Origin of the sequence: Caballeronia temeraria, assembly GCF_001544795.2 — a bacterium.
GTDB lineage: Bacteria > Pseudomonadota > Gammaproteobacteria > Burkholderiales > Burkholderiaceae > Caballeronia > Caballeronia temeraria.
The window spans coordinates 59255-71827 of the sequence record NZ_FCOI02000014.1; the positions used below are offsets into that span (position 1 = coordinate 59255).

Genomic DNA, 12573 nt, shown 5'->3' on the forward strand with positions numbered 1-12573 from the left:
AAGAAATCGTTGGGGCGCGTGTGCGCGATGTGCGCGTGCAGCGCGTCAGTGGCCGGCGTCGGCGGCGCGCGCGACGCGGCCCGCGGGCGCATCGGGGGCGGCGCCGTTGCGCGTGTCGGCGTCGTCGGCGCGTTCATCGGACGATGCGGGCTTGTCCGCGTTCGCGCCGCGCTCGGACGTCTGCGTCGAATCGCTCTTTACCGCTTTCTCCGGCTTGTGGATCACGGCGCGTTCGGGCTTGTCGGCCGCGGCATACGCGCCTGCCGACGGCTCGACGTGCGTCGCCCGAATCACCGCGAGCGGCGCGGTGGCCGGGCGTTCCTGTGTGGTGCCTGCTGGTTGCGCGCCTTGCGTCCCGAGCGGTCCATGATGACGCTCGCGCCGGTCGGGCGAACGCAGATCGAGCGCCGCCTGAATGCCGGTCACGCCCGGCACCACTTCCGGCTCGACCTGCTTCGCCGCGCGTGCGCCCTTGCGCTTCGGCTTCATGCCGAGCGTCGGCGCGGCGGCAATCACTTCGTCGAGTGCCTTCTTCGCGGCGGCCTGTTCCGCCGCGCGGCGGCTCGCGCCCGAACCCGTCACTTTCACGTCGAGCTTGGGCACCGCACATTCGACTTCGAACTGCTGATTGTGCGCAGCGCCGTGCGTGGCGATGACCGTATAGGTCGGCAGCGCGATCTTGTGACCCTGAAGATATTCCTGCAGCAGCGTTTTCGCGTCCTTGCCGATGGTGCGCGGATCGATGTGATCGAGCACCGGCGTATAAAGCCGTTTGATGACGGTGAACGCGGCGTCGAAACCGCCGTCGAGGAAGATGGCGCCGAAGATGGCTTCGAGCGTGTCGGCGAGAATCGACGGACGGCGAAAGCCGCCGCTGCGCAATTCGCCTTCGCCGAGCCGCAAGCCTTCGGACACGTTCAGCGCCTGCGCGATTTCGTACAACGACTGCTGTTTGACCAGATTCGCGCGCACGCGCGACAGGTCGCCTTCGTCGAGTTTGCCGAATCGTTGGAACAAAAGCGCCGCCACCACGCAATTTAGAACGGAATCGCCGAGAAATTCGAGCCGTTCATTGTGCGTGGCGCTGTGACTGCGGTGGGTCATCGCCTGGCGCAGCAATTCCGCATTGCGAAATTCGTACCGCAGCCGGCTTTCCAACGGAGAAGATGGCATGGAGAGAGTATAACGCGGGCGCGCGAGCGGACGATTCCGCCGGCCGGCGCCGGAAAACGCGTGGCGAGACGGTGTTAGCCGCGCTTCTTCACGCCGTTTCGAAGCTTGTTTTAATGATGAGAAACGCCGGCTGTCTCATGGAGACGAGCCGGCGTCGTGTTTGTCACTGGAACGAACCGATGCGCTTCAGACTGCTGAAGTTCATCCAGATGAAGAACGCGCGCCCGACGATGTTCTTGTCCGGCACGAAACCCCAGTAGCGGCTGTCCGCGCTGTTGTCGCGGTTGTCGCCCATCATGAAGTAATTGCCCGGCGGCACCTTGCACGTGACGCCTTGCGCGTTGTAGTTGCAGTTGTCGCGGAACGGGAAATCGTCCGCGCCGACCACGAACGGCGGCACTTGCGGGTTGTTCAGGATCGCGTTCTTGCGGCCGTCGAGATCTTCCTCGAACTGCTTCGCATAACCGATGCGCTCGTCGTCGAAATAGTCGGGCAGCGGCGTTTCGGGCACGGGCTTGCCGTTGATCGTGAGCTTCTTGTCTTCGTACGCGACCGTGTCGCCCGGCAAGCCGATCACGCGCTTGATGTAGTCGACCGACTCGTCCTTCGGATAGCGGAACACGACGACATCGCCGCGCTTGAGCGGGCTGCCGTTGGTCATCTTCGTGTTCGTGATCGGCATGCGCAGGCCGTACTCGTACTTGTTCACGAGGATGAAGTCGCCGACGAGCAGCGTCGGCACCATCGACCCAGACGGAATCTTGAACGGCTCGATGATGAACGAGCGCACCACGAACACCGCGAGAATCACGGGGAAAAAGCTCGCCGTGTACTCGAGCCACCACGGCTGGCGCAGCTTGTCGTCGCGCAGGCGGGCACGCGTCTGCGGCGCGTTTTCATCGGCGAAACGCTCGCCGACGCGTTCCTGCTGGCGGTCGAACTCTGCCACCGCGGCTTCGGCGGCGCGGCGCCGCTGCGGCAGGAACACCAGTTTGTCGAGCACCCATGCAATACCCGTCAGGACGACGAGAATCAAAAGAATCAATGCGAAATTCATCAATCGCTTCCGGTTGTTATCGTTGTTTGCCTCGTGGCGCCCGCGTCATTCGTCGACGCGCAGAATCGCCAGGAAAGCCTCTTGCGGGATTTCGACCGAGCCGACCTGCTTCATGCGCTTCTTGCCGGCTTTCTGCTTCTCGAGCAGCTTCTTCTTACGCGAGATGTCGCCGCCGTAGCACTTCGCCAGCACGTTCTTGCGCAGCGCCTTGATGTTTTCGCGCGCGATGATGTTCGAGCCGATGGTCGCCTGAATCGCCACGTCGTACATCTGACGCGGGATCAGCTCGCGCATCTTCGCCGCCACTTCGCGCCCGCGATGCTGGCTCTGCGAACGGTGCACGATGACCGAGAGCGCATCGACCTTGTCGCCGTTGATGAGCATGTCGACCTTGACGACATCCGCCGCGCGATATTCCTTGAACTCGTAGTCCATCGACGCATAGCCGCGCGACGTCGACTTCAGGCGGTCGAAGAAGTCGAGCACGATTTCCGCCATCGGGATTTCGTACGTGAGCTGCACTTGGCGGCCGTGATACTGCATGTTGATCTGGCTGCCGCGCTTGTTCGTGCACAGCGTGATGACCGAGCCGACATATTCCTGCGGCATGTACAGGTTCACGGTGACGATCGGCTCGCGCACTTCCTCGATCTTCGGCGGCTCCGGCATCTTCGCCGGGTTCTCGACCATGATCGTGGTGCCGTCGCGCTGGACGACTTCGTAGATCACGGTCGGCGCGGTCGTGATGAGGTCCATGTCGAACTCGCGCTCGAGCCGTTCCTGCACGATTTCCATGTGCAAGAGGCCGAGGAAGCCGCAACGGAAACCGAAGCCGAGCGCCTGCGATACTTCCGGCTCGTATTGCAGCGAGGCGTCGTTGAGCCTCAGCTTTTCGAGCGATTCGCGCAGCGCGTCGTACTGATTCGCCTCGACCGGATAGAGACCCGCGAACACCTGCGGCTTCACTTCCTTGAAACCAGGCAGCGGCGATACGGCGGCACGATTCGACAGGGTGACGGTGTCGCCCACTTTCGCGGCCGTCAGCTCCTTGATGCCCGCGATCACGAAGCCCACCTGCCCCGCCGACAACTGCGCGAGATTGGTCGACTTCGGCGCGAACACGCCCACGTGCTCGACCGGATACTGCGCGTCGGTCGCCATCATCTTGATCTTGTCTTTCGGCTTCAGCGTGCCGTTGACGATGCGCACCAGCATCACGACGCCGACGTAGTTGTCGAACCACGAGTCGATGATGAGCGCCTGCAGCGGCGCGTCCGGATCGCCCTTCGGCGGCGGCACTTTCGCGATCAGCGATTCGAGCACGTCCTCGACGCCGAGGCCGGTCTTCGCGCTGCAATGCGTCGCGTCGGTCGCGTCGATGCCGATCACGTCCTCGATTTCCGCGATCGCGTTTTCGGGATTCGCGGCGGGCAGGTCGATCTTGTTGAGCACCGGCACGACTTCGACGCCGAGTTCGATGGCCGTGTAGCAGTTCGCCACCGTCTGCGCCTCGACGCCCTGCGAGGCATCGACGACGAGCAGCGCGCCTTCGCACGCCGACAGCGAACGGCTGACTTCGTAGGAGAAGTCGACGTGTCCGGGGGTATCGATCAGGTTCAGGTTGTAGACCTTGCCGTCGCGCGCCTTGTAGGTCAGCGCCGCGGTTTGCGCCTTGATCGTGATGCCGCGCTCGCGCTCGAGGTCCATCGAATCGAGCACCTGCGCTTCCATCTCACGGTCGGACAGGCCGCCGCACAACTGGATGATGCGGTCGGCGAGCGTCGACTTGCCGTGGTCGATGTGCGCGATGATCGAGAAGTTACGAATATGATCCATTCAGTGCCGATCGAGCCAAAAAAAGCGAAAAAGGCGCGCCCTCACCAACGCGGAGCACGCCTTGAAAATTTGGGGAAAACTCAGGCATTTTAGCCGAAAACGGGGGTGCCCCGGCGGATTTCGCCTGCGCCGCCTTCAGGACTGGCGCGCCAGCAGCGCCGCTTGAACCGCGCAGGCGTCGAACCGGTAGCGGCACAACTCGACGCCGTCCAGCGTCAGCACCGGCACGAGCTCGTCGTAGCGAGCTTCAAGGAGCGGGTCTTCGTCGATGTCGACCCATTCGACGTCCAAGCCGTGTTGCGCGGCGACCGGCTCCAGTTCGGCGCGCATGTCCTCACACAGATGACACCAGGCGCGCCCGTACAGGACAAAAGGCGCGCCCGAGGCCGTTGCCATGCGCTTATTTCTGCGCCGGCACGCGCGGGCGCAGCGGCACGAACTGCGTATTGTCGCCGCGACGCACGAGGATCGCGACCATCTTGCTGGCGTCGAGACCCTGCGCGACTTCCTGGAACTGCTTCGCGCTCGTGATATCCGTGTCGCCGATACGCATGATGATGTCGCCCTTCTGGAAGCCCGCACGCGCCGCCGGCCCTTCGACGGCGTCGATCTGGACGCCGCTCGTCAGCTTGAGCGCCTTCTTCTGATCCGCCGGAATGTCGCTCACCGCCATGCCGAGCGCATTGCTCGCGCGCTCCTTCGGTTGCGGCGACTTCTTCTGCTCGGTCTTCGCGACCTTGTCCGGCTGCATTTCGGCGACGGTAACCGACAGATCGCGCGTCTGGCCCTTGCGCCAGATCGTGAGCGTGGTCTTCGTGCCCGGCTTCGTGTCGCCGACCATGCGCGGCAAATCGGTTGCGGTTTCGACGTTCTGGCCGTTGAACTTCAGGATGATGTCGCCTGGCTGGACGCCCGCCTTGTCGGCCGGACCGCCCGATTCGACGCTCGACACCAGCGCGCCCTGCGCCTTCGGCAGGCCCAGCGAATCGGCGACGTCCTTCGTCACTTCGCCGATCGCGACCGCGATACGCCCGCGCACCACCTTGCCCGACGCCTTGAGCTGATCGGCCACGCGCATGGCTTCGTCGATCGGAATCGCGAACGAAATGCCCATGAAGCCGCCCGTGCGGCTGTAAATCTGCGAGTTGATACCGATCACTTCGCCCGCCATGTTGATGAGCGGGCCGCCCGAATTGCCCGGATTCACGGCGACATCGGTCTGGATGAACGGCAGATAGTCGCCGGTATCGCGCCCCTTCGCGCTGACGATACCCGCGGTCACGGTGTTGTCGAGGCCGAACGGCGAACCGATCGCGAGCACCCATTCGCCGACGCGCACCTTGTTCGAATCGCCGATGGTGATCGCCGGCAAGTTCGATGCGCTGATCTTCACCACGGCGACGTCCGTGCGCTCGTCGACACCGACGAGACGCGCCTTGAATTCGCGCTTGTCGGTGAGCGTGACATAGATGGTGTCCGCGTCGTCGACGACGTGCGCGTTGGTCATCACGTAACCGTCGGTCGACAGAATGAAGCCCGAGCCGACGCCGCTGCTCTGCTCCGAGTTGTCCTGGTTGTCGTCGGGCGCATTGCGGCTGCCGCCCTTGCCCTGATCGCCCTGACTTCCGCCGCCGTTATTGCCACCACCGCCGCCACCGCCGCGCGGCGGCTGACCCGGCATCGGAATGCCGAAGAAACGGCGGAAGAATTCCGACATGTCGCCTTCATCGAGGCCCGGCGGCAGGCCGCGCAGATCGCTGCCCGAGCCGACGCGCGACGTCGTGCGAATGTTCACGACCGACGGCCCCACCTTGTCGACGAGCGTCGTGAAGTCCGGCAGGTTCACCGTGGGCGCCGCTGACGCAGATTGCGATACGAACGGCAGGCACACGGCGAGCGCCGCGGCCGCGATGAACTTGCGCAGCGAGAAGTTGCTCATAGGTTGGAGGCCGGGATCTGGATTACTTGGAAGGCTTGTATTCTATGGTAGAAGCAAATTGCTGCAATGTGGCTTGCGGCACTTCACCCAGCAAGGTGATCCAGAAATCCCCGCGACGCTTCACGAGCACGTGGGTCGCTCCGCTGTTCCCCGCGCCTTCCTTGCGCGTACTTTTCTCCACCGGCTCCACGAACACCGAGATCGTCGCGAGGCCGTCCGAGAACACGGCCTGATCGACCGGAATCGGCGGCTGGCCTTGCTGGCTCGACGCCATCGGACGGCGCAGTTCGCGAATCTTGCGAAAGCCCGCGATATTCGGCGTCAGTTGCCAGCCTTGGGCTTCCATGTCGACCGGTTGCACCGGCGGACGCACGATGGTCCAGCCCGACGTGCTGCGAATGCCGTTCGCAATCGGCGCCTTGTCGACGGGCCCGCCGATGCGCACCTGCGAGAACGACAACTGCTCGAGCACCTGACCGTCCGGATCGAGCGTTTGCGCGCGCAGCAGCAAGCCGGTTTTCGCGTCGGCCCAAAGCTTGTAGGCAAAACGATAGGAATCTTTCGGATCCAGCTCCAGCACCTGACTTTCGATGCCGGCAACGCGATCCGTGCCCAGCAGCTTCGGCTCGTAGACGGACAGCACCTGATCGCCGCTCGTCGACAGCAGCGCCGGGAACGAATCCCGGTTCTGCCGATGCTCGACCACGAGCAAATGGCGCTCGGGCACGAACGTAAACATGTCGTCATCGTGGCGCAGCATCTTGCGCGGCGCGCCGTCGAGACTTTCAAGCGATTCGTATTCGCCGTCACCACGGGTGGCGACATGCGTGATGCGCGACGACTGCACCGTCGCGCCACGTTGATAGACGAAGGTGCCCTCGTAATTCTGCTGCTGGGCCGCTTCGTGGATGCGGTTGAGCAGAGCGGCGGCTGTCTTGCGGGCAGCGGCGGGATCGTCGCCTTGGGCGAACGAGCTGGTTGCCGCTGTCAACAACGCGGCTGCGCAGAGCATCAACGCCGGCAGCCGCCCCCAATATCTTGTTTTATTCAACCGCACACTCAGCATCAAATTATTGGCCTTGCGTTGTGACAGCCGCGCGGATCAGAGGCATGGAACCGGGCATCGAGGGCTGTTGCGAGAACTGCTGATGCGCTTCGAGATATTGATCGAGATTCGCGTCACGGATGATGTTCGCCTCGACGATCGGCGCACGCGTAGTTGCCGCCGGCACCGACGCGAGCGCCACGCGCTGCACCGAGTCCGCCGGTGCGACGCTTGCCACCTGCGCGCCGGAATGGCTGTCCACGCCCTGCAGTTGCGGCACGACGATCCACGTCAGCGTGGCCGCCGCCGCGGCGACCGCGAAGGCCGGCATCACGCGACGGCGCAACATGCCGCCACGCGCTTTCCCCGCCACGGCCGGCAGTGCCGCCGGCGCGAGCACGTGCGCCTCGGCTTCGAAACGTGCGGAGAAAGCGGCCATGAACGCGCTGCTGCGCGCGGGGCTGATCGCGAGATCGTCGGAGCGCAGGGCGTCGCCGATCAGGTGATATTCCGACCACGCCGCGCGTTCGTCGCTCTTCAGGTCCGCGAGAAACTGGCCGATGCTGCCAATTTCATCCAGCGATTCACCGTCGACGAACGTCGACATGCGCTCGCCGCGCGCACCCGCCTGTGTTTGATTTTGCATCGAGACCGACCCCATGATGCTCCCCATCTTTGACCACACCCCGTTGTGACACCACCAACCCAGATATCGCGCCCTTGCCCCGAGGATTTTCGCTGCTTACCAGCGCTTACCTTCGGGAGTGTCCAACAACGGACGCAATTTTGCCGCAATGGCTTCGCGAGCACGAAAAATTCTCGATCTGACGGTGCCGATAGGGCAATTCATCATTTCGGCGATTTCCTCGTAACTCAGTCCTTCAATCTCCCGAAGCGTGATGGCGGTGCGCAGTTCCTCAGGCAGCAACGCCATGGCGGCGTTGACGGTCTGAGCGATCTGCTTGCTCATCAACATCGACTCGGGCGTGTTGATATCCCTTAGTTGGTCCGCGTCGGAGAAAGTTTCCGCTTCTTCTGCATCGGCTTCGGTAGAAGTGGGAGCGCGGCGGCCCTGAGTTGCAAGATAGTTCTTTGCCGTATTGACGGCAATCCGGTAGAGCCAGGTATAGAACGCCGATTCGCCGCGAAACTGCGGCAGCGCACGATAAGCCTTGATAAAGGCGTCCTGAGCGACGTCCTCGACCTCGGCGGGGTCGCGCACGAGGCGCGAGATCAGTCGAATGATCTTGCGGTGGTATTTGGCGACCAGCAGTTCGAACGCGGCCTTGTCACCCTTCTGGACACGTTCGACCAGCAATTGGTCGATTTCTTTTTCGCTCACCTGGGAAATCCGTTTAACTTGGGGGTGTTGCGCGGACGGCTATTGTAGCGTTACCGCCTGTAAGGCAACCGGAACGCTCATGCGCCGTTACAGTCGTTACAGGTGGGACGCAGCGGCGCGCCGGGCCTCGACTGAAAGCTGACGGAAGGTGTCGGCGTCGATGGAATCGGCGGCAACGACGAGCGTTTCGCGCCGCCCGCGTGCGTCGAGAAGTGTCAGCGCGAGGAGCTTGCCGCTCCACTGCGCGCATCCCGCGATACGCGTATGCCGCATTGCGCCAGTGCGATTCCAGACCGTGACGCCGCCGGAAGACAGACTGATCGCCGAGGGCTGAGCGCGCATCCACCGGTACGACGCCAGCCCGAGCGCCGCCAGCGTGACCGCGCAGGCCACGGCGGCATGCCCCGCGTGCTCCGTGTGCGCGAAAACGCATTGGAACACCGACGCGCTTGCGACGCCCGCGAATCCGAGCATCGCGCCCCGCAAAAAACGCGACGGCCGCAGCGCGACGCCTGCGTCACGATGCGGCCGATTCACACACGCGCCCGCCATGTCGATCCCCGTGATGACGAGCGCGCCGTGCTCAGTGGCGCTTGAAGACGAGCGAGCCGTTCGTTCCGCCGAAGCCGAACGAATTCTTCACCGCCACGTCGATCTTCATTTCCCGCGCGGTGTTCGCGCAGTAGTCCAGGTCGCACTTCGGATCCTGGTTGAAGATGTTGATGGTCGGCGGCGACACCTGGTTGTGGATCGCCAGCACGGTGAACACCGACTCCAGGCCGCCCGCGCCGCCCAGCAGGTGGCCGGTCATCGACTTGGTGGAATTCACGACGGCCTTCTTCGCCTGATCGCCGAGCGCGCGCGTGATGCCGATGGTCTCGGCGATGTCGCCGAGCGGCGTCGACGTACCGTGCGCGTTGACGTAGTTCACTTCGTCGGCGTTGACGCGCGCGTTCTTCATCGCGTTGACCATCGCACGGCGGCCGCCGTCGCCGTCTTCGGGCGGCGCGGTCATGTGATACGCGTCGCCGCTCATGCCGTAGCCGAGCACTTCCGCGTAGATCTTCGCGCCGCGCTTCTTCGCGTGCTCGTACTCTTCGAGCACCATCACGCCCGCGCCTTCGCCAAGCACGAAACCGTCACGGTCGGTGTCCCACGGACGGCTCGCCGTCGCGGGATCGTCGTTGCGCTGCGAAAGCGCGCGCGCCGCCGCGAAGCCGCCGATGCCGAGCGGGGAAACCGTGGCTTCCGCGCCGCCCGCGATCATGACGTCGGCGTCGCCGTATTCGATCAGGCGCGATGCCTCGCCGATGCAGTGCAGGCCGGTCGTGCAGGCGGTGACCATCGACAGGTTCGGGCCTTTCAGGCCGAAGCGGATCGACAGATGGCCGGAGATCATATTGATGATCGACGCCGGCACGAAGAACGGCGAAATGCGGCGCGGGCCGCGATTGAGCAGCTCGGTCTGCGTGACTTCGATCATCGGCAGTCCGCCGATGCCCGAGCCGACCACGACGCCCACGCGCTCCGAGTTTTCATCGGTGATTTCGAGGCCGCTGTCCTGCATGGCCTGCACGCCCGCGGCAAAACCATAATGGATGAACGTATCCATATGGCGCGCCTCTTTGGCGGGCATGTAGTCCTCGATATTGAAGCCCTTCACCTCACCGGCGAAACGCGTGGAAAAGTTCGTCGCATCGAACTTCGTGATATTGGCGATGCCCGACTTGCCCGCGACCAGATTGGCCCAGCCGTCGGCAACAGTATTGCCGACAGGCGAAACGAGCCCCAGGCCTGTAACAACAACTCGACGACGGCTCACGGTAACCCCTTATCCATAGAATGACGAAAAACAAAAGCCACAGCGGCCACAGGAAACGCCCTGTGTGCCCTGTGGCTGTCAAATCGGTTTGCAGCGACGATGCATCAGCTGGTTGAGCGATGAGTCGCTGGCGCGTCCGGCCTTAGGCCTTGACGTTCGCGCGAGCGTAGTCGATCGCTTGCTGAACCGTGGTGATCTTTTCGGCCTCTTCATCGGGAATTTCCATGCCGAATTCGTCTTCCAGCGCCATCACGAGTTCGACCGTATCGAGCGAGTCAGCGCCCAGATCGTTCACGAACGATGCTTCGTTCTTGATTTCGGCTTCCGCCACGCCCAGTTGTTCGGCGACGATCTTCTTCACGCGCTGTTCGATGTTGTCCATGCAGCCCTCCGAGGGGAAAAAAGTTCAAAAATACAAGTGCGCGCATTTTATCAGGTTTGGACCCGCAAAATACGACGCGTCAGTTCCATGCTCCGCCGTGCCATGCCCTTCATCAAGGGGGCGGCTGCCGGCATTGCATCGATTCTTCACTGCCGCGCGAAAGCGGTGCGCACCATGCCTTTTCGAGCATTTTGCGCGCCCGTCCCGGCGCGGATATTAAGCGAAATTCAGCGAAATGCCTATTACATGTACATGCCGCCGTTCACGTGCAACGTCGTGCCCGTGATGTAGCCGGCGAACGGCGAGGCCAGGAACGCCACAGCATGCGCGATATCTTCCGGCGCGCCCAGTCGGCCAAGCGGGATAGACGCGGTGAGCGCGGTGCGCTGCTCTTCCGGCAGGACCTTGGTCATGTCCGTGTCGATGAAACCCGGCGCGATGCAGTTCACCGTGATGCCGCGGCTGCCGATCTCGCGTGCGAGCGCGCGAGTCATGCCCGCGACGCCGGCCTTCGCCGCCGCGTAGTTGGCCTGTCCGGGATTGCCCGACGAACCCACCACCGACGTGATGTTGATGATGCGGCCGCCGCGCGCCTTCATCATCGGGCGCAGCACCGCGCGCGACAGACGAAACACTGCACGCAGGTTGGTGTCGATGACGGCGTCGAATTCGTCGTCCTTCATGCGCATCGCGAGCTGATCCTTCGTGATGCCCGCGTTGTTGACGAGCACGTTGAGCGCGCCGAACTCCTTCACGATGCCGTCGATGAACGCATCCGCCGCCGCCGCGTCGTTCACGTTCAGCACCGCGCCGCGTCCCTTGCCGCCTGCCTGCTGCAACGCTTCGCTGATGCCCGCCGCGCCGCTTTCGCTCGTCGCCGTGCCGATGACGGTGGCGCCCTGCTTCGCGAGTTCGAGCGCGATCGCGCGTCCGATGCCACGCGACGCGCCCGTGACGATTGCTACCTGGTTTTCCAGAGTCATGTTGTTCATCCTTAGCCTGCGATCAGTTTGCGCGTTTCCTCGAGCGATGCCGGATCGAAGATCGAGCCGCCGACGAGGTTGCCGTCGATGCGCTTCGTCAGACCCGCGAGCACCTTGCCCGGACCGCATTCGACGACGTGCGTGATGCGGTCCTTCGCCATCGCCTGCACGCATTCGACCCAGCGCACCGGACCGGCGGCCTGGCGCACGAGCGCGTCCTTGATCGCGGCGGGATCGGAGACGATCGCGACGTCAACGTTATTGATCAGCGGAATCTGCGGCGCCTTCACGTCGACCTTGGCGAGATACTCGCGCAATTGATCCGATGCGGGCTTGAGCAGCGACGAATGGAACGGCGCGGAAACCGGCAGCGGCAGCGCGCGTTTTGCGCCCTTCGCCTTCGCGACTTCGCACGCCTTCTCGACAGCCGCCTTCGAACCGGCGATGACCACCTGCGCGGGCGCATTGAAGTTCACCGCTTCGACGACGCCCGCCGACGATGCTTCCGCGCACACGGCGCGCACGGTGTCGTCGTCGAGACCGAGGATCGCGGCCATGCCACCTTCGCCGACCGGCACCGCGTTCTGCATCGCCTGCGCGCGGAAGCGCACGAGCGGCACGGCGTCCGCGAATGCGAGCGCGCCCGCCGCGACGAGCGCGGTGTATTCGCCGAGGCTGTGCCCCGCGACCAGCGCCGGCTTCAGACCTGTTTCCTTTTCCCACACGCGATAGATCGCAAACGCCGCCGTCAGCATGACGGGCTGCGTGTTCGTCGTCAGATTGAGTTCTTCTGCCGGGCCTTCGGCGATCAGCTTGCCGAGATCCTGGCCGAGCGCGTCGGAGGCTTGTTGCACGGTCTCGCGCACGATGGCGTGATCGGCGAAAGCGTTGAGCATGCCGATGGACTGCGAGCCCTGTCCGGGGAAAACGAACGCAAATTTCATATCGTCCTCGTTGATTGGAATGATCCGCGATGTCCTCACGGACCGCGCGC

The 12573-nt window shown here is 63.6% G+C and carries 13 protein-coding genes; all 13 read right to left on the reverse strand.

The window, feature by feature from the left end:
• Positions 1-45 precede the first annotated feature (45 nt).
• Positions 46-1173: a ribonuclease III gene (gene rnc / locus AWB76_RS20575; RefSeq protein WP_061161995.1), complete on the reverse strand. Its 1128-nt coding sequence runs from the start codon at positions 1171-1173 to the stop codon at positions 46-48.
• 163 nt (positions 1174-1336) lie between these two features.
• Positions 1337-2230 (reverse strand): signal peptidase I, encoded by an 894-nt coding sequence (gene lepB, locus AWB76_RS20580; RefSeq protein WP_061161996.1) that lies wholly within the window; start codon positions 2228-2230, stop codon positions 1337-1339.
• A gap of 45 nt (positions 2231-2275) precedes the next feature.
• Positions 2276-4066 (reverse strand): translation elongation factor 4, encoded by a 1791-nt coding sequence (gene lepA / locus AWB76_RS20585; RefSeq protein ID WP_061161997.1) that lies wholly within the window; start codon positions 4064-4066, stop codon positions 2276-2278.
• Positions 4067-4201: 135 nt separating this feature from the next.
• Complete coding sequence (locus AWB76_RS20590) at positions 4202-4462, reverse strand: glutaredoxin family protein (RefSeq protein ID WP_061161998.1); 261 nt, start codon at positions 4460-4462, stop codon at positions 4202-4204.
• A 4-nt stretch (positions 4463-4466) separates the two neighbouring features.
• The gene (locus tag AWB76_RS20595; RefSeq protein WP_061161999.1) at positions 4467-6005 is read right to left on the reverse strand and encodes a DegQ family serine endoprotease; all 1539 of its coding nucleotides are present in this window, start codon (positions 6003-6005) and stop codon (positions 4467-4469) included.
• Positions 6006-6027: 22 nt separating this feature from the next.
• Positions 6028-7071, reverse strand: a complete 1044-nt coding sequence (locus tag AWB76_RS20600; RefSeq protein ID WP_061162100.1) for a MucB/RseB family sigma factor regulatory protein — start codon at positions 7069-7071, stop codon at positions 6028-6030.
• Between the two features lie 4 nt (positions 7072-7075).
• Positions 7076-7711 (reverse strand): sigma-E factor negative regulatory protein, encoded by a 636-nt coding sequence (locus AWB76_RS20605; RefSeq protein WP_061162101.1) that lies wholly within the window; start codon positions 7709-7711, stop codon positions 7076-7078.
• An 81-nt stretch (positions 7712-7792) separates the two neighbouring features.
• A complete protein-coding gene (gene rpoE, locus AWB76_RS20610) occupies positions 7793-8392 on the reverse strand; it encodes an RNA polymerase sigma factor RpoE (RefSeq protein ID WP_016345879.1) in 600 nt (199 codons plus the stop codon).
• Positions 8393-8488: 96 nt separating this feature from the next.
• Positions 8489-8944, reverse strand: coding sequence for a protein YgfX (locus tag AWB76_RS20615; protein ID WP_061162000.1), 456 nt, complete (start codon positions 8942-8944; stop codon positions 8489-8491).
• A 31-nt stretch (positions 8945-8975) separates the two neighbouring features.
• Positions 8976-10214 (reverse strand): beta-ketoacyl-ACP synthase II, encoded by a 1239-nt coding sequence (gene fabF / locus AWB76_RS20620; protein ID WP_061162001.1) that lies wholly within the window; start codon positions 10212-10214, stop codon positions 8976-8978.
• 142 nt (positions 10215-10356) lie between these two features.
• Positions 10357-10596, reverse strand: coding sequence for an acyl carrier protein (gene acpP / locus AWB76_RS20625; protein WP_004197638.1), 240 nt, complete (start codon positions 10594-10596; stop codon positions 10357-10359).
• Positions 10597-10838: 242 nt separating this feature from the next.
• Positions 10839-11579 (reverse strand): 3-oxoacyl-ACP reductase FabG, encoded by a 741-nt coding sequence (fabG, locus tag AWB76_RS20630; protein WP_061162102.1) that lies wholly within the window; start codon positions 11577-11579, stop codon positions 10839-10841.
• Positions 11580-11590: 11 nt separating this feature from the next.
• Positions 11591-12523, reverse strand: a complete 933-nt coding sequence (gene fabD / locus AWB76_RS20635) for an ACP S-malonyltransferase (protein WP_061162002.1) — start codon at positions 12521-12523, stop codon at positions 11591-11593.
• Positions 12524-12573: the final 50 nt, after the last annotated feature.

What these genes read in the sequence shown, in the direction of transcription:
- rnc (WP_061161995.1), bottom strand. Translation starts at nt 1,173, where the DNA reads ATGCCATCTTCTCCGTTGGAAAGCCGGCTGCGGTACGAATTTCGCAAT.
- lepB (WP_061161996.1), bottom strand. Translation starts at nt 2,230, where the DNA reads ATGAATTTCGCATTGATTCTTTTGATTCTCGTCGTCCTGACGGGTATT.
- lepA (WP_061161997.1), bottom strand. Translation starts at nt 4,066, where the DNA reads ATGGATCATATTCGTAACTTCTCGATCATCGCGCACATCGACCACGGC.
- AWB76_RS20590 (WP_061161998.1), bottom strand. Translation starts at nt 4,462, where the DNA reads ATGGCAACGGCCTCGGGCGCGCCTTTTGTCCTGTACGGGCGCGCCTGG.
- AWB76_RS20595 (WP_061161999.1), bottom strand. Translation starts at nt 6,005, where the DNA reads ATGAGCAACTTCTCGCTGCGCAAGTTCATCGCGGCCGCGGCGCTCGCC.
- AWB76_RS20600 (WP_061162100.1), bottom strand. Translation starts at nt 7,071, where the DNA reads ATGCTGAGTGTGCGGTTGAATAAAACAAGATATTGGGGGCGGCTGCCG.
- AWB76_RS20605 (WP_061162101.1), bottom strand. Translation starts at nt 7,711, where the DNA reads ATGGGGTCGGTCTCGATGCAAAATCAAACACAGGCGGGTGCGCGCGGC.
- AWB76_RS20615 (WP_061162000.1), bottom strand. Translation starts at nt 8,944, where the DNA reads ATGGCGGGCGCGTGTGTGAATCGGCCGCATCGTGACGCAGGCGTCGCG.
- acpP (WP_004197638.1), bottom strand. Translation starts at nt 10,596, where the DNA reads ATGGACAACATCGAACAGCGCGTGAAGAAGATCGTCGCCGAACAACTG.
- fabG (WP_061162102.1), bottom strand. Translation starts at nt 11,579, where the DNA reads ATGACTCTGGAAAACCAGGTAGCAATCGTCACGGGCGCGTCGCGTGGC.
- fabD (WP_061162002.1), bottom strand. Translation starts at nt 12,523, where the DNA reads ATGAAATTTGCGTTCGTTTTCCCCGGACAGGGCTCGCAGTCCATCGGC.